This window comes from Streptomyces sp. SAS_281 (genome assembly GCF_052542855.1).
On record NZ_JBMNDO010000044.1, the window covers coordinates 1 to 22327 of the forward strand.

The 22327-nt window shown below is 72.5% G+C and carries 20 protein-coding genes and 1 tRNA gene; 15 read left to right on the plus strand and 6 right to left on the minus strand.

Translation table 11 applies throughout. From position 1 onward, the window contains the following. Positions 1-112: 112 nt before the first annotated feature. From ACN6LM_RS18415 to ACN6LM_RS18440, 6 genes are read left to right on the plus strand one after another with little or no spacing between them, the layout of a single operon-like run. A complete protein-coding gene (locus ACN6LM_RS18415; protein WP_445066456.1) occupies positions 113-1264 on the plus strand; it encodes an MFS transporter in 1152 nt (383 codons plus the stop codon). Further along, positions 1261-3585: a molybdopterin oxidoreductase family protein gene (locus tag ACN6LM_RS18420; RefSeq protein WP_445066457.1), complete on the plus strand. Its 2325-nt coding sequence runs from the start codon at positions 1261-1263 to the stop codon at positions 3583-3585. The genes ACN6LM_RS18415 and ACN6LM_RS18420 overlap by 4 nt, the downstream gene beginning before the upstream one ends. Before the next feature lie 7 nt (positions 3586-3592). Then, positions 3593-4195, plus strand: coding sequence for a 4Fe-4S dicluster domain-containing protein (locus tag ACN6LM_RS18425; protein WP_360861213.1), 603 nt, complete (start codon positions 3593-3595; stop codon positions 4193-4195). Beyond that, the gene (locus ACN6LM_RS18430; protein ID WP_445066458.1) at positions 4192-5001 is read left to right on the plus strand and encodes a QcrA and Rieske domain-containing protein; all 810 of its coding nucleotides are present in this window, start codon (positions 4192-4194) and stop codon (positions 4999-5001) included. Before ACN6LM_RS18425 ends, ACN6LM_RS18430 begins: the two co-directional genes overlap by 4 nt. Next, complete coding sequence (locus ACN6LM_RS18435; protein ID WP_445066460.1) at positions 4998-5438, plus strand: hypothetical protein; 441 nt, start codon at positions 4998-5000, stop codon at positions 5436-5438. The genes ACN6LM_RS18430 and ACN6LM_RS18435 overlap by 4 nt, the downstream gene beginning before the upstream one ends. Positions 5439-5475: 37 nt before the next feature. Beyond that, positions 5476-5685, plus strand: a complete 210-nt coding sequence (locus ACN6LM_RS18440) for a hypothetical protein (RefSeq protein WP_445066461.1) — start codon at positions 5476-5478, stop codon at positions 5683-5685. Positions 5686-5740: 55 nt separating this feature from the next. Here the strand turns inward: ACN6LM_RS18440 and ACN6LM_RS18445 are convergent, their stop codons facing one another. The 5 genes from ACN6LM_RS18445 to ACN6LM_RS18465 all read right to left on the minus strand — a co-directional run bounded on the left by ACN6LM_RS18445 (position 5741) and on the right by ACN6LM_RS18465 (position 11116). Continuing rightward, entirely contained in the window at positions 5741-6319 is a 579-nt protein-coding gene (locus tag ACN6LM_RS18445) for a hypothetical protein (protein ID WP_445066462.1), read from the minus strand. Positions 6320-6656: 337 nt separating this feature from the next. Then, positions 6657-7490, minus strand: coding sequence for an S-methyl-5'-thioadenosine phosphorylase (locus ACN6LM_RS18450; RefSeq protein ID WP_445066463.1), 834 nt, complete (start codon positions 7488-7490; stop codon positions 6657-6659). Positions 7491-7599: 109 nt separating this feature from the next. Beyond that, the gene (locus tag ACN6LM_RS18455) at positions 7600-7941 is read right to left on the minus strand and encodes an FmdB family zinc ribbon protein (RefSeq protein WP_445066464.1); all 342 of its coding nucleotides are present in this window, start codon (positions 7939-7941) and stop codon (positions 7600-7602) included. Between the two features lie 67 nt (positions 7942-8008). Beyond that, positions 8009-9292, minus strand: coding sequence for an MFS transporter (locus tag ACN6LM_RS18460; RefSeq protein ID WP_445066465.1), 1284 nt, complete (start codon positions 9290-9292; stop codon positions 8009-8011). A 315-nt stretch (positions 9293-9607) separates the two neighbouring features. After that, positions 9608-11116, minus strand: coding sequence for a potassium/proton antiporter (locus ACN6LM_RS18465; RefSeq protein WP_445066522.1), 1509 nt, complete (start codon positions 11114-11116; stop codon positions 9608-9610). A 243-nt stretch (positions 11117-11359) separates the two neighbouring features. Here ACN6LM_RS18465 and ACN6LM_RS18470 point away from each other — a divergent pair, with 243 nt between their 5' ends. Further along, positions 11360-14116, plus strand: a complete 2757-nt coding sequence (locus tag ACN6LM_RS18470) for a penicillin acylase family protein (protein ID WP_445066467.1) — start codon at positions 11360-11362, stop codon at positions 14114-14116. Positions 14117-14142: 26 nt separating this feature from the next. On the opposite strand, the gene ACN6LM_RS18475 is transcribed toward ACN6LM_RS18470, so the two are convergent. After that, positions 14143-14727 carry a 5-formyltetrahydrofolate cyclo-ligase gene (locus ACN6LM_RS18475; protein ID WP_445066468.1) on the minus strand — a complete coding sequence of 195 codons (585 nt, stop codon included), beginning with the start codon at positions 14725-14727 and terminating at the stop codon, positions 14143-14145. A 106-nt stretch (positions 14728-14833) separates the two neighbouring features. Here ACN6LM_RS18475 and galU point away from each other — a divergent pair, with 106 nt between their 5' ends. The 8 genes from galU to ACN6LM_RS18515 all read left to right on the plus strand — a co-directional run bounded on the left by galU (position 14834) and on the right by ACN6LM_RS18515 (position 22270). Further along, the gene (galU, locus tag ACN6LM_RS18480) at positions 14834-15736 is read left to right on the plus strand and encodes a UTP--glucose-1-phosphate uridylyltransferase GalU (RefSeq protein WP_445066469.1); all 903 of its coding nucleotides are present in this window, start codon (positions 14834-14836) and stop codon (positions 15734-15736) included. A gap of 4 nt (positions 15737-15740) precedes the next feature. After that, positions 15741-17051 (plus strand): molybdotransferase-like divisome protein Glp, encoded by a 1311-nt coding sequence (gene glp / locus ACN6LM_RS18485; protein WP_445066470.1) that lies wholly within the window; start codon positions 15741-15743, stop codon positions 17049-17051. A 121-nt stretch (positions 17052-17172) separates the two neighbouring features. Continuing rightward, the gene (moaC, locus tag ACN6LM_RS18490; RefSeq protein ID WP_425813936.1) at positions 17173-17673 is read left to right on the plus strand and encodes a cyclic pyranopterin monophosphate synthase MoaC; all 501 of its coding nucleotides are present in this window, start codon (positions 17173-17175) and stop codon (positions 17671-17673) included. Then, a complete protein-coding gene (locus ACN6LM_RS18495; protein ID WP_445066472.1) occupies positions 17670-18185 on the plus strand; it encodes a MogA/MoaB family molybdenum cofactor biosynthesis protein in 516 nt (171 codons plus the stop codon). Before moaC ends, ACN6LM_RS18495 begins: the two co-directional genes overlap by 4 nt. 17 nt (positions 18186-18202) lie before the next feature. Then, entirely contained in the window at positions 18203-18826 is a 624-nt protein-coding gene (locus ACN6LM_RS18500) for a GNAT family N-acetyltransferase (RefSeq protein WP_445066473.1), read from the plus strand. A 137-nt stretch (positions 18827-18963) separates the two neighbouring features. After that, entirely contained in the window at positions 18964-20079 is a 1116-nt protein-coding gene (gene sepX, locus ACN6LM_RS18505; protein ID WP_445066474.1) for a divisome protein SepX/GlpR, read from the plus strand. 97 nt (positions 20080-20176) lie between these two features. Further along, positions 20177-20250, plus strand: a tRNA-Ala gene (locus ACN6LM_RS18510). 175 nt (positions 20251-20425) lie between these two features. After that, the gene (locus tag ACN6LM_RS18515; protein WP_445066476.1) at positions 20426-22270 is read left to right on the plus strand and encodes a hypothetical protein; all 1845 of its coding nucleotides are present in this window, start codon (positions 20426-20428) and stop codon (positions 22268-22270) included. The last annotated feature ends 57 nt before the right edge of the window (positions 22271-22327 follow it).

Here is a 22327-nt window from a genome sequence, read left to right on the forward strand (position 1 = left end):
TGCTCTTCCGATCTCCGCCCCCGCCCCCGCCCCCGCCCCCACCCGCGACTCGCCCACTCCCCTGGGCCCGCAAAACAGGACCAACCGACCCACACCGCCCTACCGTGGCACCGTGACAGAGCCACCTGAAGCCGCAGGCGCAGCCGCGCAGCCCGCCCCCGGGGGCCGTACCGGAGCCGTCGACGAAGCCGGCGGCGCGCCGGCGCCGCGTGGGTCCCGGCGGGCCGGGGGGCTCGTTCCCAGGTCCGTCACCGCGCGGGCGACCGCGGCCGGCGTCATCGTCTCCCTCCTGCTCGTCGTCGCCATCGTGCTCGGCAGCCGGTTCCTGGAGCACTTCGACTCCGCGCTGCTGCCGTACGCCGTCGCCACGGTGTTCCTGGCCTTCGGCGTCGCGTACCGGTACACCGTGTGGGTCTCCGCCCCCGGCGCCAAGCGGCTGTTCAAGAAGGGCTGGGGGAGTCTCTTCTCGGTGGACAACTTCCGCCGCGCACCCACCGCGCTGCCGAAGATGATCGCCACCTACCTCGGCTTCCAGAAGTTCCTCGGCGCCCGCTCGCACGCCCGCTGGGCCGCCCACCAGCTGATCTTCTGGGGCTGTGTCCTCGCCGCGCTGATCACCTTCCCGCTCACCTGGGGCTGGTTCACCTTCACCTCGGGCACCGGCTCCGGTCCCGGCTACGAGATGCGTATCTGGGGCTTCAAGATCCTCGGGTTCGACTCCCTCGACTTCCTCGGCTGGCTGATGTTCCACGGCCTGGACATCGCCGCCGTCCTCGTCATTCCCGGCGCCTCCTACTTCCTGTGGCGGCGGATGAAGGACCGGGCGGCCGTCACGGGGCAGCGGTTCGCCTACGACCTGGTGCCGCTGATCGCGCTCATCGTCATCTCCGTGACCGGGCTGCTGCTCACGTTCTCCTCGATCTTCCTGCACGGCGGCGGCTACGAGTTCCTGGCGATCCTCCACATGGTCGCGGTGGTCTTCACCCTCATCTACATCCCGTTCGGGAAGTTCTTCCACATCGTCCAGCGGCCCGCCGCCGTCGGCATGCAGCTGTTCAAGTACACCGGCCGGCAGGACGAAGAGGTCTTCGCCTGCCGCCGTTGCGAGGAACCCATCGACACCACCCCGTACGTCGACAACCTGCGCGGCACCATGCGCGATCTCAGCCTCGGCTTCGACGAGTGGGCCGAATACTGCCCGCGCTGCAAGCGGGTGCTGCGAGGCAGCGCCTACCTCTCCCAGGTGAAGAAGGGCTACAAGTGACCGCGGACTCGCGAACGCCCGAACCGCATGCGGTCGTTCCCATCGATCCCTCCCTCGCCCCGCCGGGCACCCGCGCCTTCCGTGACGCGGGCGGTATCCCCGCCGACCGCTGGCACGCCGACCAGAACGGCGAGACCCTCGTCCCCACCCACTGCTGCTTCTGCGGCGTCCAGTGCGGCATGTATCTGCGCGTCGACCGCGGCGGCAAGGTCTTCGGCGTCGAGCCCCGCAACCACGACATCAACCGCATGCGCCTGTGTCCCAAGGGGATCAACGCCTACCAGCAGATCAACCACCCCGACCGGCTCACCGCCCCCCTGATGCGCCGCTCCCGGGACGAGGACTTCCGCGAGGTCTCCTGGGACGAGGCGCTCGACTTCACCGTCGCCGAGATCCGGCGCATCCAGCAGACGTACGGGAACGACGCCTTCGGGCTGCTCGGCGGAGCGAGCCTGTTCTCCGAGAAGACCTACCTGGTAGGCAAGTTCGCCCGGGTCGCCCTCAAGACCCGGCACGTGGACTACAACGGCAGGCTCTGCATGGTCAGCGCGGCCGGCGCCAACAAACTCGCCTTCAACATCGACCGGGCCGGCAACCCCTTCTCCGACATCCTCCTCACCGACTGCCTGCTCATCGCCGGCTCCAACGTCGGCGAGTGCTTCCCCGTCATGACCCAGTACGTGTGGGGCGCCCGGGACCGGGGCGCCAGCCTCATCGTGGTCGACCCCCGCGAGACCGCCATCGCCCGGACCGCTGACATCCACGTCGCCCTCAAGCCCGGCACCGACTCGGCGTTCTTCAACTCCGTACTGAACGTCGTCATCGAGGAGGGCCTCACCGACGAGGCGTACCTCGCCGCCCACGCCACCGGCTGGGAGGAGGTCAAGGCCAAGGTCGCCGAATACCCGCCGTCCCGCGCCGCCGAGATCTGCGGCATCCCCGCCGAACAGATCGTGCAGGTCGCCCGCACCTTCGCCCGCGCCCCCAAGGCCATGGCCTGGCACGCCCGGGGCATCGAACACCACTCGCAGGGCGTCGAGAACTGCCTCACCGTGATCAACCTCTGCACCGCCACCGGACACATCGGCAAGCCCGGCGCCGGCTACGGCACCATCACCGGCCAGGGCAACGGGCAGGGCGGCCGCGAGCACGGCCAGAAGTCCGACCTCCTCCCCGGCGGGCGCTCCATCAACAACGCGGAGCACCGCCGGCAGATCTGCGAGATCTGGGGCATCGAGGAGTCCGAGCTCCCGCCCGCCGGTACCTCGATGATGGAAATGGTCTGGCAGATGCAGCGCCGCGAGATCCGCGGCCTGATCGGCATCTGCAACAACCCCTTCGTCTCCCTGCCCAACTACCGGGTGGTCAAGGAGGGTTACGACGCCACCGAGTTCCACGCCCAATTCGACTTCTTCCTTTCCGAGACCGCCGCCAACGCGCACGTCGTCTTCCCCGTCACCACCTGGGCCGAGGACGACGGCGTCATGGCCAACGCCGAGGCCCGGGTGGTCAAGCACAACAAGGCCCAGGACCCGCCCCCGGGAGTCCGCACGGACACCTGGGTCATGTGTGAACTCGCCCGCCGGCTCGGCGCCGGCGACAAGTTCGCCTTCGACAACTCGCGCCAGGTCTTCGACGAGCTGCGGATCGCCTCCGCCGGCACCGTCAACGACTACTACGGCATCACCTACGAACGGCTGGAGGAGACCGGCGGCATCTCCTGGCCCTGCCCGTCCACCGACCACCCCGGAACCCCCCGGCTCTTCGAGGACGGCAGGACCTACCACCCCGACGGCAAGATCCACCTCCAAGTGGTCGAGTGGCACCCGCCGATGGACCCCTACGACGACGAGCACCCCATGACGCTCACCACCGGACGCACCGTCGCCCACTTCCTCTCCGGCAACCAGACCCGCAGGCTCGGCGGCCTGGTCGAACAGACCCCCCGCCCCTGGGCCGAGGTCCATCCCTCCCACGGCTTCCGCAACGGTGAACCGGTCCGCGTCGTCACCCGGCGCGGCAGCGAGGTCTTCCCCGCCCTGGTCACCGAGGCGATCCGCCCCGACACCGTCTTCATCCCGTACCACTGGCCGGTCCCCACCGCCGCCAACGCGCTCACCATCGACGCCCTCGACCCCCGCTCCAAGATCCCCGAGTACAAGGTGTGCGCCTGCCGCATCGAGCACGCCGAGCGGATCGACGAGGTCCCCGCGCCCCCGGTCGCCCCCGGGCACGTCGCCTATCCGGAGGCCCAGGTCTCCCGCACCGACCCGCTGCCGCCCACGTCCCCGCAGGGCCGCGGCACCTCGGAGAGGAGCTGATGCCCGCATGATGGGCCGAACGATCTTCATCGACCCGGGCCGTTGCATCGGCTGCCAGGCGTGCGTCTCCGCCTGCCGCGAGTGCGACTCGCACCGCGGCAAGTCCATGATCCACCTGGACTACACCGACGAGGGCCAGTCCGTCGCCTCCCTTCCCACCGTCTGCATGCACTGCGAGGACCCCGTCGCCCCGTGCGCCGAGGTGTGCCCCGCCGACGCGATCCTGGTGACCGCCGACGGCGTCGTGCAGCAGGCCGACACCACCCGCTGCATCGGCTGCGCCAACTGCGTCAACGCCTGCCCCTTCGGCGTACCGAAGATCGACCTCCAGGCGAAGCTGCAGATGAAGTGCAACCTCTGCTACGACCGCACCGCCTACGGCCTCGCCCCCATGTGCGCCACCGTCTGTCCGACCGGAGCGCTCTTCTACGGCACCGTCGAGGAGCTCCAGGCCGAACGGCCCGGTGTCCAGGTCGCCGACTCCTTCGTCTTCGGCGAGAGCGAGGTCCGCACCGGCGTCGCGATGGTCGTGCCCGCCGACCGGGTCCAGTGGCCGGTCCCCGGCGGCCTGCCCGTCGTGGAGATCAACGGGAAGGACGTCCGACGGTGACCGAGACCGACTACCCACCCCCCGGCGACCCGAAGCAGCCCCCGCCCCGCGACGCCGGCAGCACGCCCCCCGCCGCCCCCGGGCAGCCGGCCTCCGGCGACCCCCGCGAGGCCCTGCACGACCGGATCGCCGCCGACGCCCTCACCACCCGGCGCGACTACCTGCGCATCGTCGCCACCGTGTCCGGCGGGCTCGCCATCGGCGGGCTCGGTGTCGCCGGCGGCATCCTGCCCCGCCACGGCGACCCCGACGACGGCAAGGCCCCCGCCCCGAAGAAGATCGCCGCCCAACTCCTTCCCGGCGAGTCCATCGCCTTCGACTACCCCGACGAGGAGGACCGGGCGGTCGCCGTCCGGCTCAACGACGGCACCCTCGTCGGCTACTCCGCCATCTGCACCCACCTCGCCTGCGGCGTGCTCTGGCGCAAGGACCGGGGCACCGAGGGCGAGCTGTACTGCCCCTGCCACGAAGGCGTCTTCGACGCCCGCAGCGGCGAGGTCACCGCCGGGCCGCCACCCCGGGGGCTGCCCAAGGTCGTGCTCACCGAGGAGACCGACGGCAGCGTCTGGGCCGTCGGCACCACCCGCTCCGGCGAGAGCATCGAGCACGGGCTGTGCCGCCAGTTCGGCGAGGAACGCCCGGACCTGGCCTCCCGCCTCGGCTGCCCCGGCGTCCGCGACGGCGCCGAGGCACCCGCCGCCCCCGGCGGAACCGCCCGCACCGTGGCCCCCGGACCGGTCGCCCCCGGCCCGTCCCGCACGCGTACCGGAGCAGGTGCGTCCGACACCCCCGGGAGCCCGTCATGAGCGACGACGACCGCACGGCCCCCGGGGCCCCGGGCCCGCAGCCCGCCCCCGACCCGCAGAGCCCCGGGCCCCCGCAGCACCCCGGCCCGCACTACCCGGCGTACCACCCCGGCAGCGCGCGGGCAGAGCTCAACCGGCCCGTCCACGAGCGCTACCCGCAGATCCGGCCCACCAGCGGCTACGGCGACCCCCGCGTCCGCCACACCGGGCCCGGGCCCGGTGCCGGGACCGACCAGGAACCCGAGCGGTCCTCCAAGCTCACCGCCCGCCTCGTGCTGGCCATGTCCGTCGTCATCGGGCAGCTGTGGGGCCTGACGGTCATCGTGGACGAGTGGATGGAGGGCAACTCCGGCACCGCGTGGTGGGGGGCCGGCTTCCTCTGCCTGTCGTTCCTCGTCGTCCTCGGACTCTGGATGCTCGACCCCAAGGACCGCTGACCGGCCGGCCGGGGCGGCACGGCCGTACCCTGGAGGCATGAGTACCGCCCCCGCCCCCGGCCCGCGCGACGCGGAGCCCACCACGCCGGACCGGCCCAGGCCCAGGCCGGCGCTGATCTTCGACGATCCGCTGGACCAGCAGTCCGCGGACGACACGGACCAGGGGTGGGGCGAGCGGGCCCCGTCCGGCGGCAGTGCCGCGGACCTGGCGCGCTTCCTCGACGAGAAGCCGCCGCACCACATCTGACGCCACGCCCCCCGCGGGGCGGCGAGCCGGCGCCGTACGGTCCGGGCAGCACGCCTCAGCACAGGACCACCGCGAATCCGCCGGAGATCCCCGCCCCGGCGAGTCCGGCCGCCGTCGCCCTGGGCACCGCGAGCACGACCAGCGCCCCCTCGCCCGACGGGCCCCCGGCGCCCGCCCGCGGCACCCGCTCCACGCGCGCACCCCTGGCCACCACCCGGGCCTCCGCCGCCCCGGGACCTCCCGACGCGACGACGTCCACCCGGTCGCCCGGCCGCAGCAGCCGCACGGTCTCCGCGTCCGCGATCCGCACCGGCGCCGACACCAGACGCACCGGAGGGGAAGCCCGCTCCCGGGACGCCGCCCGCGCCGTATCACCGCCGTGCCCGCCGGTGCCGCCCCCGGCCGGCCCGGAGACGGCCAGCGCGGCCGCCGTCAGCGCCAGCCCCGCGGCCAACGACCGCCGCTGCCGCCACGTCGCACGGCGCAGCCGCTGACCGGCACCCCCACGCACCCGCAGGGGCGGGAACGCGGGCACCCCGCACGGCGGCGGCGCGGGCAACGGCCCCGGCGGCGCGCCGGTGTACGGAGCGGCGGAAGCGGTCTGGGGGAAGGAGGGGGAACCGGACGAGCGCATCGCGAACACCGCCTGCGTCAGGGGCCGATGGGTTGGGCCCGGCGGCCGGAACCCCCGAGGTTCCGGCCGCTGGACAGCCCCCACGATCCACCAGTCGCCCGATTCCCGCCGGAGCCTGTGGACCGTCCACCGCATGTGGAAAACTCCGTCACCCGCAGGCGGGACCACCGGCAGGCGGGACCACCGGCAGGCCGCCGGAACACGGGCAAGCCGGAACACGGCGGGCGGGAACACGACAGCCGCCAACCAACGGGCAGGCCGGAAGACCGGAAGACCGGAAGACCGGCAGGCCGGAACACGGGCAGGCCGAGGCCCCGTCGCACGTACCACGGGCTCGCTACGGCAGTGCGATCCCCGTCTCGATCCCGTCCAGCGCGTGCCCGCACGGGCAGTCCCGCTCGTCCGCCGCCGGCAGCGCCGCCACCGCGTCGAAGAGGACCGAGCGCAGCCGGTCCACATTGGCGGCGAAGACCTTCAGCACCTCCTCGTGGGAGACGCCCTCACCGGCCTCGGCGCCCGCGTCGAGGTCCGTGACCAGGGTCATCGTGGTGTAGCAGAGGCCCAGTTCGCGGGCGAGCACCGCCTCGGGGTGGCCGGTCATGCCGACCACGGACCAGCCCATCGCCGCGTGCCAGCGCGATTCGGCGCGGGTCGAGAAGCGCGGCCCCTCGACCACCACGAGCGTGCCGCCGTCCACCGCATCCCAGTCCCGGCCCCGCGCGGCGGCCAGCGCCGCCTTGCGGCCCTCGGGGCAGTACGGGTCGGCGAAGCCCAGGTGCACCACGTTCGGCAGGACCCCGTCGGCCCGGGTGACACCGTCGTAATAGGTCTGCACCCGGGTCTTGGTGCGGTCCACCAGCTGGTCCGGCACGATCAGGGTGCCCGGCCCGTACTCCGGGCGCAGGCCGCCCACCGCGCACGGGCCCAGCACCTGGCGGACCCCGACCGAGCGCAGCGCCCACAGGTTGGCGCGGTAGTTGATGCGGTGCGGGGGCATGTGGTGGCCCCGGCCGTGCCGGGGGAGGAAGGCGACCCGGCGGCCGCCCGTCTCGCCGATGAAGACGGAGTCGCTGGGGTCTCCGTAAGGGGTTTCCACGCGGACCTCGGTGACGTCCTCCAGGAAGGAGTACAGCCCCGAGCCGCCGATCACGCCGATCTCTGCGTTCGCCATGCGGTCACCCTAGGCCGTGTCCGCGAAGCCCCGTCCGGCGGGCGCGGGCGCGCGAAGACCCCGCCGGGCAGTCCGGCGGGGTCCACGCGAAAGCTGTGGAGCCGGGCGCTCAGGCGGCCGACGAACCGCTCGTCGATGAAGAGGACGAGGAGGCCGACGACGTGGACGCCGGGGCGGCCGAGGACTTCGAGTCCGAGGACGTCGAAGAGGTGGACGACGATCCGGAACCGGAGGTCTTCGCGGCGGAGGAAGCCGGCGTACTGCTCGACGAGGAGCCGCGGCTGTCGTTCCGGTAGAAGCCGGAACCCTTGAAGACGATGCCGACCGCCGAGAACACCTTCTTCAGGCGTCCGTCGCAGTTCGGGCACACCGTGAGGGCGTCATCGGTGAACTTCTGCACCGCTTCGAGGCCCTCGCCACACTCGGTGCACTGGTACTGGTAGGTCGGCACTTTGTTCCTCCTGGCACTCTGACTCGATGAGTGCTAACGACGCTCCATAGTGACGTATTCCGCTGGATCAGTCCACCGTGACCGGCCCGCGGTGACCGATACCACGCGCGACGGTCCGCCCCGCACCGGCCGGCAGGAGCCTCGACCGCAGCGTCAGCAGGGTCGCCAGGGCGAGCACCGTACCCACCAGCGGGACCAGGAAACCGGCGCTCGCGCCGTGTCCGTCCGCGAGTCGGCCGGCCACCGTCACCGCCGCCGCCTGGCCGAGCGCGACCGCGCCCGTCAGCCAGGTGAACGCCTCCGTCCGCGCCGAGCCCGGCACCAGCGCTTCGACCAGCGTGTAGCCGCTGATCAGGGCCGGAGCGATGCAGAGCCCGACCAGGAGGCCGAGCCCGGCGAGCAGCGGCGCGGAGTGCACGGCCCACAGGCCCGACGCGGTCAGCGCGAGCGCCGTGTAGCCGACGAGCAGGCGGCGGCGGGGGCCGGACTTCCAGGCGACGGCCCCGCAGGCGATCCCGGCGAGCATGTTGCCGGCGGCGAAGATCCCGTACAGCACGCCGTTGGCGCCCGGGTTGCCGATCTCCTCGGCGAACGCGGTCAGCGAGACCTGCATGCCGCCGAAGACCGAGCCGATGCCGAGGAAGGCGACCGTCAGCACGCGTACGCCGGGGATGGACAGGGCCGAGGCGTGCCGCCCGGTGCCGGGCAGGGAGCGGTCGCGGACCGGCGGCTGGGTGGCGCGCCGCGCGGCGAAGAGCAGACCGCCGACCAGGGTGAGCGCGGCCTCCGCGACCAGGCCGGCCGCCGGGTGCACGCCGGTGCAGAGCGCGGTGGCGACGACCGGGCCGATGACGAAGGTGAACTCGTCCGTCACCGACTCGAACGCGGCGGCCGTCGCCAGCAGCGGGGACGCCTCGCGGCCCGGTGCCGCGCCGAGCACGGCCGCCCAGCGGGCCCGCACCATGGGGCCGATCTGCGGGACGGATGCGCCGGTCGGGACGGCCGCGGCGAACAGGGCCCAGAGGGGCGCGTCCGCCAGGGCGAGCGTCACCAGGAGCGAGACGGAGGCGGCGTGGACCAGGACGCCGGGCAGCAGCACGGCCCGCTGGCCGAACCGGTCGGCGAGCTTGCCCGTCTGCGGCGCGAACAGGGCCATGGAGACCCCGGTGACGGCCGCGACGGCGCCGGCGCTGCCGTACGAGCCGGTGGTGTGCTGGACCAGCAGCACGATGCCGATGGTCAGCATCGCGAAGGGCTGCCGTGCGGCGAAGCCGGGAAGGAGGAAGGTCCACGCCCCGGGGGTGCGCAGCAACTGCCCGTATCCGGGGCGTTCGGAGACCGTGGACGCCACGGTCCTTGCCTTTCTGCCGCCTGGTGGCCGTGCCCCCGGGGCGGCCGACACAGGGGTGCGGGCCCGGGTGGGGATGCCGAGAGCTGTCCTCTTCGCGCGGAACTGCGGTAGATGCCGGGCGCTCGCGGCCGGTGTGCGGGGCACAGCCGGTACGGAGGACGCCACGACCGCCATACGGTCGCGCCAGCTCTGCGTCAGGCAGAGTTGGTCGATCAATCGGTGGTTCTGGGTTTCCTTCATGCTACAGGCAGGAAGGGCGGGGACCCTGTGATTGTGGGCGCTCCGCCCCTCGCCGCCTGTGAACGCGGTGCGGGTTCAGTGGTGTGCCTTCGCGTTGCGCTTGTGCCCCTCCTGCTCGGCGGTGCCCTGCTTGAGCCAGCCGGCCAGCTTGCCGCCCTCGGCGACCGCGCGCAGCCGTGCCTCGGCGGCGTCGCGCACCGGGTCGGTGGCCACGACGAGCAGTTCGTCGCCGCGTCTGAGCACCGTGGACGGGGCGGGTACGAAGCTCTTGTCGTCGCGCACCACGAGGGTGACCGCGGCGCCCGCGGGCATGCGGAGTTCTCCGACCTCGACGCCGTGCATCTTCGACTTCGCGGGGATGGCCACGGACAGCAGGTGCCCGCGCAGCCGTTCCAGGGGCGCCGATTCGATGCCCAGGTCGGACGCCTCGGACGGGTCGTCCTTGATGTCGAGGGCCTTGGCGAGCCAGGGGAGGGTCGGGCCCTGGATGAGGGTGTAGACGATGACCAGCACGAAGACGATGTTGAAGACCCGGGTGGAGCCTTCGATTCCGGACACCATGGGAATGGTCGCCAGGATGATCGGTACGGCGCCGCGCAGCCCGGCCCACGACATGAGGGCCTTCTCCTGCCAGGGCAACCGGAACGGCACCAGCGAGATGAAGACCTCCAGCGGCCGTGCCACCACGGTCAGCACCAGTCCCACGACGACGGCGGGCCAGAAGTCGTCCAGCAGGTCGTGCGGGGTGACCAGCAGGCCGAGCAGGACGAACATGCCGATCTGGGCGAGCCAGCCGAGCCCGTCAGCGAAGCCCCGGGTCGCCGGCCAGTGCGGCAGCTTGGCGTTGCCGAGGATCATCGATGCCAGGTAGACGGCGAGGAACCCGCTGCCGTGGAGCATGGCACCGGCCGCGTACGCGGACACCGCGATGGCCATGACGGCGATCGGGTAGAGGCCGGAGGCGGGGAGCGCCACATGGCGCAGCCCGTACGAGCCGAGCCAGCCCACGGCGATGCCGACGGCGGCGCCGATGGCCAGCTCCAGGGCTATCTCGCCGATCAGTACGTACCAGCTGTCGACCTCGCCGATGGTGGAGAAGGCGACGACGAGAATGACCACGGGGGCGTCGTTGAAGCCGGATTCGGCTTCCAGGACGCCGGTGACGCGGGCGGGCAGCGGGACCTTGCGCAGCACGGAGAAGACGGCTGCGGCGTCCGTGGAGGAGACGACCGCGCCGATGATGAGCGCCTGCCGCCACTCCAGGCCGACCAGGTAGTGCGCCCCGGCCGCGGTCACGCCCACGCTGATCGCCACGCCGACCAGCGACAGCATCGCGGCCGCCGGAAGCGCGGGTCTGACCTCTTTCCACTTCGTGCCGAGGCCGCCCTCGGCGAGGATCACGACGAGTGCCGCGTAGCCGATGACCTGCGTCAGCTCCGCGTTGTCGAACTTGACGTCGAAGAAGCCGTCCTGGCCCAGGGCGATGCCGATGCCCAGGTACAGGAGCAGGCTGGGGAGCCCGCTGCGGGACGAGATGCGTACCGCCACGACGGCGACGAGCAGGACGAGTGAGCAGGCGAGCAGGAGTTCGTTGAGCGAGTGGACAGTCAGTGGCCGGTCCTTTCCCTGCGTACGCCTGCCGGATCGTCTTCCGGCGGCCGGTACTTCGTTACCTTACCTAATCTTTAACGTTTTCTTGATGCGTTCGAGTATTCGTACGATCGCTACGCAATTCGAGCCATCCTGATACCGCGTCCGAGCGGGTGACGCGCTGCGCCTATGGTTGCTCCTGCACTCCCAGGACCGCCCTGCCCTCGAAGGACAGCGATGCCCGCCACAACAACCGTCTCCTCCGGATCCACCGGTACCGCCGGTGGCGGGCCGCGCAAGAAGAGGAAGAAGGGACGCCGCGCCCGCCTGCTCTTGATCGTCCTGGTGCTGGCGCTGGTCGCGGGCATCGGTTACGGAACGTACTGGTCCGTGTCCACCGTGCGGGCCTCCTACCCGCAGACCAGCGGGACCATCCACCTCGACGGGCTCTCCGGCAACGTCGACGTCAAGCGCGACGGCTACGGGATCCCGCAGATCTACGCGGACTCGGACGCCGACCTGTTCCGCGCCCAGGGCTTCGTGCAGGCGCAGGACCGCTTCTGGGAGATGGACGTACGCCGCCACCTGACGGCCGGCCGGCTCTCCGAGATGTTCGGCTCCGGACAGGTCGAGACGGACTCCTTCCTGCGGACGCTGGGCTGGCGCAAGGTCGCGCAGGAGGAGTACGACACCGTCCTGTCCGACGAGACCAAGAAGAACCTCCAGGCGTACGCGGACGGCGTGAACGCCTACCTGAAGGGGCGCGACGGCAAGGACATCTCCGTCGAGTACGCGGCGCTCGGCCTCACCAACGACTACAAGCCGACGAAGTGGACCCCGGTCGACTCGGTCGCCTGGCTGAAGGCGATGGCCTGGGACCTGCGCGGCAACATGCAGGACGAGATCGACCGCTCGCTGATGACGAGCCGGCTCGACGCCGACGAGATCGATCAGCTCTACCCGGAGTACCCGTACGACAAGCACCAGCCGATCGTCACCGAGGGCGGTATCTCCTCGGTCACCGGCACGTTCGACCCGAAGGCCACGGACTCCGAGGGCACCGGCGCCGGCACCGTGGCGGGCGCGACCCAGGGCCTGAACACGCAGCTCGGCGCGCTCTCCGACACCCTGGACGAGATCCCCGCCCTGCTCGGCCCGAACGGCACCGGCATCGGCTCGAACTCCTGGGTGGTCTCCGGGCGGTACACGACGACCAACAAGCCGCTGCTCGCCAACGACCCGCACCTCGCGCCGATGCTGCCGTCCCTCTGGTACCAGATGGGCCTCCACTGCCGGCAGGTCTCCGAAACCTGCAAGTACGACACCGCCGGCTACACCTTCTCCGGCATGCCCGGTGTGATCATCGGCCACAACCAGGACATCGCCTGGGGCTTCACCAACCTCGGCGCGGACGTCACCGACCTCTTCCTGGAGAAGGTCACCTCCGACGGCTACCTGTACGACGGCAGGACCAAGCCCTTCACCACCCGCGAGGAGACCATCAAGGTCGCGGGCGGCAAGGACCGGCACATCACGGTCCGCGAGACCAACAACGGCCCGCTGGTCTCCGACCGCAGCAGCGAGCTGGAGAAGGTCGGCCAGAAGGCCCCCGTCACCAACTCCGCCCCGGACCGCGCCGACGGTTACGCCGTCGCCCTGAAGTGGACCGCGCTGCAGCCCGGCCACTCCATGGACGCCGTGTTCGAGCTGAACCGCGCCAAGGACTTCACGAGCTTCCGCAAGGCGTCCGAGCACTTCGAGGTCCCCTCGCAGAACCTCATCTACGCCGACACCAAGGGCAACATCGGCTACCAGGCCCCCGGCACGATCCCGGTCCGCAAGAAGGGCGACGGCACGACGCCCAGCCCCGGCTGGTCCTCGGCGTACGGCTGGAAGAAGGACCCGATCCCGTTCGACGAGCTGCCCTACGAGTACAACCCGAAGCGCGGCTACATCGTCACCGCCAACCAGGCCGTGATCGACGAGGACACGTACCCGTACCTGCTGACCAAGGACTGGGGCTACGGCAGCCGCAGCCAGCGGATCAACGACCTCATCCAGTCGAAGATCAAGGGCGGCGGCAAGATCTCGACCGAGGACATGCAGAAGATGCAGATGGACAACACCAGCGAGATCGCCGCGCTGCTGGTGCCCGAACTGCTGAAGATCAACGTCGCCGACAAGGACGTCCGCCAGGCGCAGAAGCTGCTGGAGGGCTGGGACTACACCCAGGAGGCCGACTCGGCCGCCGCCGCGTACTTCAACGGCGTCTGGCGCAACATCCTCAAGCTCGCCTTCGGCGACAAGCTGCCCAAGGAGATGCGCGTCGAGGGCGAGTGCCTGAACGTGCCCCCGGCCAAGAACTCGGGCCCGGCCGACGAGCAGGACCGGCTGGTACGCGAGTGCGGCCAGCGCTCCCCGGACTCCGCGCAGCCGGACGGCGGTGACCGCTGGTACCAGGTCGTCGCGAACCTCATGGACAAGCCGGACAGCACGTGGTGGAAGTCGCCCAAGAGCCGCAAGGACAAGGCGACCGTGACCCGCGACGAGCTGTTCGCCCGCGCCATGGAGGACGCCCGCTGGGAGCTGACGGCCAAGCTGGGCAAGGACATCACCACCTGGAACTGGGGCCGGCTCCACCAGCTGACCCTGAAGAACCAGACCCTGGGCACCGAGGGCCCCGGACTCCTCCAGCGGGTCCTGAACCGGGGCCCCTGGAACCTCGGCGGCGGCGAGGCCGCCGTGGACGCCACCGGCTGGAACGCGGCCGGCGGCTACGAGGTGGTCTGGGTGCCGTCGATGCGGATGGTCGTCAACGTGGCCGACTGGGACAAGTCCCGCTGGATCAACCTCACCGGCGCCTCCGGGCACGCGTTCAGCGCGCACTACACCGACCAGACCGACAAGTGGGTCAACGGTGAACTGCTGCCCTGGGCCTACGGCACGAACGCCGTGGCCGGGACGACGACGGACACGCTGACCCTCAAACCGTGAGTGCGCCCCTCAGGGCCCCCGGTGCCTCAGCTCGCGCTGAAGCGCCGGGGGCCCTGTGGTGTGACCACCGCGTTCACGGGGAAGTCGTGCGGCTCCGCGGGCACCCGTGCGGTCACCTCGTTCGCGTACAGCAGGACGATGAGCGCGGGTACGGCTCCGGCGGCCGTCAGGCGGGCCAGCACCCGGTCGTAGCTGCCGCCGCCGCGCCCCAGGCGCATGCCGCGCGCGTCCACCGCGAGCCCGGGCAGCAGCACCGCGTCCGCCTCCAGGACGGCGTCGGGGCCCAGCCGCTCACCGGTGGGTTCGAGCAGCCCGCGCCCCGCCTTGGCGAGCCCTTCGGCGCCCTCGTACGCCGCCCAGTCCAGGTCGTTGTCGGCGAGGAGGACCGGCAGCAGCACCCGGACGCCCCGCGCGCGCAGCGCGTCCAGCAGCGCGCGGGTTCCCGGCTCGCGCCCCACCGAGACGTACGCGGCGACGGTACGGGCCCCGCTCAGCTCCGGCAGTCCGAGCGCATGGGCGGCGAGAACCGTGGCGGCCCGTTCGACGTCCCGGTCCGTCAGGAGGCGGCGTGCGGCCAGCAGATCGCGCCGCAGTACGGCCTTTGCGGACATGTCGGTGTTCAACGGACACCCACCGGCCTCTCGGACAGGTCTATATGAGGACAAAGTTAACCGGAGCCTCATCTTCCGCCCACGTGGCCCCGTTAAGGTTCAGCGCATGACCCAGTCGAACTCCAGGATCAGCAAGGCCGTCATCCCGGCGGCGGGCCTCGGGACCCGCTTCCTTCCGGCCACGAAGGCCACTCCCAAGGAGATGCTGCCTGTCGTCGACAAGCCTGCCATCCAGTACGTCGTCGAGGAAGCGGTGGCCGCCGGACTGCACGACGTACTGATGATCACCGGCCGCAACAAGCGTCCCCTGGAGGACCACTTCGACCGGAACTACGAGCTGGAGGGCGCCCTGACCCGCAAGGGCGACGCCGACCGGCTGCGCAAGGTCCGCGAGTCCACCGACCTCGCCACCATGCACTACGTCCGCCAGGGCGACCCCCGCGGCCTGGGCCACGCCGTTCTGTGCGCCGCGCCGCACGTCGGCAACGAGCCGTTCGCGGTGCTCCTGGGCGACGACCTGATCGACCCCCGCGACCCGCTGCTGTCCCGGATGACCGAGATCCAGGAGCGCGAGGGCGGCAGCGTCATCGCGCTCATGGAGGTCCCGCCCACGATGATCCACCAGTACGGCTGCGCGGCCGTGGAGCCCACCGCCGAGTCGGACGTCGTACGCGTCACCGGCCTGGTCGAGAAGCCGGAACCCGCCGACGCGCCCAGCAACCTCGCGGTCATCGGCCGCTATGTCCTGGACCCCGCCGTGTTCGGGATACTGCGCCGGACCGAGCCGGGCCGGGGCAACGAGATCCAGCTGACCGACGCCCTGCAACTGCTCGCCGAGGACGAGAAGGCCGGCGGGCCCGTGCACGGCGTCGTCTTCAAGGGCCGCCGCTACGACACCGGCGACCGCAGCGACTATCTGCGTGCCATTGTCAGACTCGCGTGCGAACGTGAGGATCTGGGGCCGGAGTTCCGCAGCTGGCTCCGCCGGTACGTCACCGAGGAGATGTAGCACGTTGAGCAGCACGATCTGGACGGTGGACGAGCACCTGGAAGACATCCTCGCCGCGGTGAAGCCGCTCGAACCCATCGAGCTGCAACTGCCCGAGGCCCAGGGCTGCGTCCTGGTCGAGGACGTCGTGGTGGAGGTCGCCCTGCCGCCCTTCGACAACAGCTCGATGGACGGTTACGCGGTCCGCGTCGCCGATGTCGAGGGCGCCACCGAGGAGTTCCCCGCCGTCCTCACCGTCATCGGGGACGTCGCGGCCGGTGACGACGGGCTCGGCCCCGGCCGGCGCGTCGGCGCGGGGGAAGCCGCCCGCATCATGACCGGCGCCCCGCTCCCGGAGGGCGCCGAGGCCGTCGTCCCCGTCGAGTGGACCGACGGCGGTACGGGCGAGGGCCCCGCCGACGCGATGCGCGCCCACAGCGACGCCCCGGAGGGCGCCGGCGGCGAGGTCCGCGTCCACCGCCCCGCCGGAGCCCGCGCCCACGTCCGGGAGCGGGGCAGCGATGTGCGCCCCGGCGACCTCGCGCTCAAGGCGGGCACGGTGATCGGGCCGCCCCAGATCGGGCTGCTCGCCGCGATCGGCCGCTCCACCGTCAAAGTGCGGCCCCGCCCCCGCGTCGTCGTGCTGTCCACCGGCAGCGAACTCGTGCAGCCCGGCGGCGAGCTGACGGGCGGCCGGATCTACGACTCCAACAGCTTCGCGCTCACCGCCGCCGCCCGGGACGCCGGGGCCATCGCCTACCGCGTCGGTGCCGTCGCCGACGACGCCGACACCCTGCGCGCCACCATCGAGGACCAGCTGATCCGCGCCGACCTCGTCGTCACCACTGGCGGCGTCAGCGTCGGCGCGTACGACGTGGTGAAGGAGGCCCTGTCCTCCGTGGGCGACGAGGACGGGCCGGGCGGCGGCGTGGACTTCCGCAAGCTCGCCATGCAGCCGGGCAAACCGCAGGGCTTCGGCGCCATCGGCCCCGAGCACACCCCGCTGCTCGCCCTCCCCGGGAACCCGGTCTCCAGCTACGTCTCCTTCGAGCTGTTCGTCCGCCCCGCGATCCGCGCCCTGATGGGCCTGCCCGCCCTCGACCGCCCGACGGCGCAGGCCGTGCTCGTCGCGGAGAAGGCCCTGTCTTCACCCGCCGGGAAGCGCCAGTTCCTGCGCGGGACGTACGACGCCGAGGCCGGCACCGTCACGCCCGTCGGCGGCTCCGGCTCGCATCTGATCGCCGCGCTCGCCCAGGCGGACGCCCTGATCGTGCTCCGCGAGGACGTCACCTCCGCCGAACCCGGCTCCGACACCGAGGTGATCCTGCTCCGCTGACCGCACCCCGGTGGCGGTACGGTATCTGGCGCTGTGCCGTCCGGGGGACACCCCCCGGCTCCCGGACCCGCGCCCCGGTGCGGCCCGGGGAATCCGGCGCCCTACCGCTAGGCGGAGTGAGTTGAGTACGCAGAACAGGCTGACGCACATCGACGAGGCGGGGGCCGCCCGCATGGTCGACGTCTCCGGGAAGGACGTCACCGCGCGCGTCGCCCGCGCCAGCGGCCGGGTCCTCGTGTCGCCGCGTGTGATCGAGCTGCTCCGGGGCGAGGGAGTCCCCAAGGGCGACGCCCTCGCCACCGCGAGGATCGCCGGGATCATGGGTGCCAAGCGCACCCCGGACCTGATCCCGCTCTGCCACCCGCTGGCCGTCTCCGGGGTCGGCGTCGAGCTGAGCGTGGCCGACGACGCCGTGGAGATCACCGCAACGGTGAAGACCACCGACCGCACGGGCGTCGAGATGGAGGCCCTGACCGCGGTGTCGGTCGCCGCGCTCACCGTCGTCGACATGGTCAAGGCGGTCGACAAGGCCGCGGTCATCACGGACATCCGGGTCGAGGCCAAGTCGGGCGGCAAGTCCGGCGACTACGTACGCGCCCAGGCGCCCGGGACCGGCGCGTGAGCGCCCCCGGCGCCCCGGCCCCGTACCGCGCCCTCGTCGTGACCGCGTCGAACCGCGCGTCCGCCGGGGTCTACGCGGACAGGGGCGGGCCGCTGATCGCCGAGGCGCTGGCGGGGCTCGGCTTCACCGTCGACGGGCCGGAGGTCGTGCCCGACGGCGACCCGGTCGAGCGGGCGCTGCGGGCCGCCGTGGCCGCCGCGTACGACGTGGTCGTCACCACCGGCGGCACGGGCATCTCGCCCACCGACCGCACCCCCGAGGCCACCCGCCGCGTCCTGGACCACGAGGTGCCCGGCATCCCCGAGGCGATCCGGGCCGAGGGCCGCGACAAGGTCCCCACCGCCGCGCTCTCGCGCGGCCTGGCGGGCGTGGCCGGCCGCACCCTGATCGTCAACCTCCCCGGTTCGACCGGCGGGGTGCGCGACGGCCTCGCGGTCCTCGAACGGCTCCTGGTGCACGCCGTGGACCAGCTGCGCGGCGGCGACCACCCCCGACCCGGGAGCCCGAGCTGAACGTCCCGACCTGGCCGGTGATCCTGGCGGACGGCGATGTCGCCCTCCGGCCCATCAAGCTGCGCGACCAGCGCGACTGGCGCGAGGTCAACCGGCGCAACCGGGACTGGCTGCGTCCCTGGGAGGCGACGGTCCCGCCGCCCGCGCCCGGCGGACCGGTCGCCCAGCGGCCCACGTACCGCCAGATGATCCGCCATCTGCGCTCCGAGGCGAACGCCGGCCGGATGCTGCCGTTCGCCATCGAGTACCGGGGCCGGCTGGTCGGGCAGCTGACCGTCGCCGGGATCACCTGGGGCTCGATGTGCTCGGGGCACGTCGGCTACTGGGTGGACCGGGAAGTGGCCGGGCGCGGGGTGATGCCCACCGCCGTCGCGCTCGCCGTCGACCATTGCTTCCAGGTGGTGGGGCTCCACCGCATCGAGGTGTGCATCAGGCCCGAGAACGGGCCCAGCCGACGGGTCGTGGAGAAACTCGGATTCCGTGAGGAGGGGCTGCGTCCGCGCTATCTGCACATCGACGGGGCGTGGCGCGACCACCTGATCTACGCGCTCACGGCGGAGGAAGTGCCGGGCGGGCTGCTGCGGAGGTGGCACCGCACGCGGCCCGTTCCCCGTACGGATCAGCCGGAGCCTCCCGCATAAATAAAAAGTTTGTTCGAATTACTCTCGATCGGCTGATCCGGCCCCTCAGAAAAAAAGTCCGTGATATCGGCCGGATCGTGCGACACACCGCGCCAATTGGCGGATGCCTCCGCGCAAACCCCTCTACGGTGTGGGATGTGAGCAGCAGCGGCCTCATCTACGCAGTCATCGTCGGGGCCTGGGCCGCCTACTTGGTGCCGATGTGGCTCCGCAGGCAGGACGAGCTGAACGAAGAGCGTCCGACGGAGCGCTTCAGCACCGCCATCCGGCTGCTGTCCGGCCGGGCGGCGATGGAGCGCCGTTATGCCAAGGGGCTCCAGGAGCGCACCGAGGACGAGGCGGCACCCGACACCGACCCGGACGTGAACACGGACCGAATGGACCCCGTGGACGTCCGGGCCTTCGCCGCGCCCCCGGCGCACACCGAGGCCCGGATGCACGACCCGGCCGGTACGCCGGAGCGCGCCCCCCGCAAGCAGCGAGGCGCCGAGCCCGCCGCCGCCCGGCGCGCGCGCCCCGGCGGCATCGACGCGGAACGCGCCCGGCGCGCCCAGCGCCACCAGGTCCTCGCGCGCCGCCGGCGCACCACCGTGATCCTCTTCCTCGCCTTCACGTCCGGCGCGATCGTCGCCGCGGTCGGCGGCCTGCGCTTCCTGTGGGCGCCCGCGGTCCCGGCGGTGCTCCTCAGCGCGTACATCGCGCACCTGAGGGCGCACGAGCGGCGCCGGTTCGCCTTCACCATGGACCAGCGGCGCGCCGAGGTGGCGGCCCAGCGGCTCCGCGAGAACCGCCCCCGCCGCCATCAGCCCGCCGCCACGGCACCGGCCGAGGCCGACGAGGACTCCGAGCCGCGCCACCCGGTCCCCGAGCCGACGCCCACGGTCTCCCCGCAGGAGGCCGGCCGCCGCGCCCTGGTCGAGCAGACGGACCACGCGGAGTGGGTGGACCAGCAGCGCGAGCGCGGCCGGGTCCAGGGCGACAGCTGGGAGCCGGTCCCGGTGCCCCTGCCCACCTACGTCACCGCCCCGGTCGCCCCGCGCGCCACGGGCGGGGTCGAGGTCGGCGACCCGGAGACCTGGAGCGCGGCCCGCTCCAGCGCCGCCGAGCCCGCCCAGCCGGACCCCGCGGCCCGCCCGGCGGACCCGGCGCCGCGCCGGCGCTCCCCGCAGTCCCGCCGCTCCCGCGACCGGGGCCGCACCCCGCTCTTCGACCAGTACGAGGACGGCGACCGCCCCCGCGCGGCCAACGAGTGACATCGCGCCGGACGGCCGTGGGCCACGTCACGGCTGACCAGCGCGGAACGGATTTCCGAGCACCCCCTGGAGGGTGCTAGAGTTTCACACGTCGCAAGGGCCTGTGGCGCAGTCTGGTAGCGCACCTCGTTCGCATCGAGGGGGTCTGGGGTTCAAATCCCCACAGGTCCACTGCACAAGGAAATCCCGTCCAGCCTCTGGCTGGACGGGATTTCGTCGTTCCGGGCCGATGCCGCCGGGCGGCCCGGTGCCGTCGCGCGGAGTGGTCCGATTGCCGCCTGCGGGCGTCCGGGGCGTGGGACGATCGCGGCCACAGGCTCTGCTGGCTGGATGATCGGGGATCACGGTGTTCGCTCCGGGGGAGATGGACGGGCAGGAGAACGAGCGCACCACGAACGAGATCACCGGTGCCGCGGGCGAACTGTGGTCCGAGGGCGTGCGGGTGGCCCTGACCATCGCGGAGATCGTCGCGGTGGAGGTCTCGCGGCACCGGCAGCGGACGTGGGAGCGCGAGAGGCAGGAGGCGGCCCGGTCGGTCTGGGAGGACCGGCAGCGGGCCGAGCCCGTGCTGAGGGGCGCCTGGGACGAGGAGTTCTGGAAGGATCCCCAGCCCCGTGACATCGGGCGCGCCTGGCAGGCCGCCCACGAGTGGGCGCCCTCGGACCCCGCCGCGGCCGCGACCCTGCAGCACCTGCGCCGGCAGCTCGACGAGCGCTACGGGCTGAGGCCGGCGGAAGTGCGGCTGAACGTGCCCGAACTGTCCAAGGCGCTGGCCCTCGGCTCGCCCGGCCTGCGGGATGAGGCCGGCACGGCGCGCGAGGACGCCGCACGCTGGGGCGAGACCTCCACCCTCTATGTCATCCGTGACCCGGCCGATCCCGAGCACATCATGCACCGGGGCGAGTTGCGTACGGCGCCCGGGGAGCAGACGGAGGCGGCCGCCGCGCGGGAACTGCGGCAGTGGTGCGACGGCGAGGGGCGGACGCCCGACGGCGGCGTCGTGATCGAGACCGTCGCCAACGACGGGAGCCCCGCGGGGGGTGACGCGACGGCCCGGGTCACCGGTGACCGGGCGGACGCGGTGATCGACGCGGAGACGCGCCGGCAGCGGCGCCTCGTCTCGGGGGCGGAAGCGGGGACCCTCGAAGAGGTCCATCACGCGGTTCTCGCGGAGATGATCCGTACGGAGGAGGCGGGCCGGCTGCTCGCGGACGGCGGCGACGAGCGGGCCGGGCTGCGCGAGACCTGGAAGCGGCTGAACGTACAGGCCCAGGCCGTCACGGCGGAGATGCGCGGCGAGGATCCCCGCCACGTGTACCAGGGAGCGGATCTCCGCGCCAGGCTGAGCACGGAGGAGTGGTGGGCCACGGCGAGCGCCTCCGAGGTCGCGGGGGTGTGGGACCAGGTGGACAGGTGGCCGCAGAGTGCGGCCAGGCAGCGGACCTCCGGGGCCCTGCGGGACGAGCTGTTCGCCAGGCACGGGCTCGACCTGGAGCACGGCACGTCGGCGGAGACGGTGGCGGAACTGCTGGGCGGCGCCGAGTCCGTCGCCCCCGCCGCGACGTACTCCGAGCAGGCGGCCAGGGCGCTCCAGGAGGCCCGCCGCCATTACGAGCGCGCCTTCGACGCCGCGACCGGGTCCGCCCGGCTCAGGAGGCTCGCCGACGAACGGGACGAGCTGCCGGGCGCGGATCCCGCCCAGGCCGAACGCTGGCGCAATGAGGCCCTGGTCCTCGACGGGCGGGCGGACCTGCACCACACGATGGCCGAGGCGGCCGGCCGGGGGGCCGGGCAGCTGGAGGAGCGGGCGGACGCGCAGGCGGAGGAGCTGGGCATCCGGCCCGTGCCCGAAGGGCTGCGGGAGGCGTATGCCGAAAGGTGGGGGGACGCCCCCGCCTCTCTCACCGACGCACGCCTCGGCGAACTGGCGGCGGGCTCGTCCTCCGGCACGGAGACCGAGACCCCTTCGCCCGCCTCGTCACCGGCGGTGAGCAGTCCGGCGCCGGGAAGGACGGGCGCGGCGCCCTCCGCGACCGTGGACGCGGAGGCCGCCGAGGCGGTCGCGGTCGCCGGGGCGACTCGCCTTTCCCCGGCCGTGGCGCGCAGGCGGAGCCGTGTGCGCGCGGGCGAGATCCCGCGCCCGCTCCCCGCCGTGGACCGTGGTCGGAGCGCCGGCGCCGACCGCGGCTGACCGTACGTCGGGCGGGTGGGGACCGGTGCCCCGAGGGGGCATCGGTCCCCGCACCGG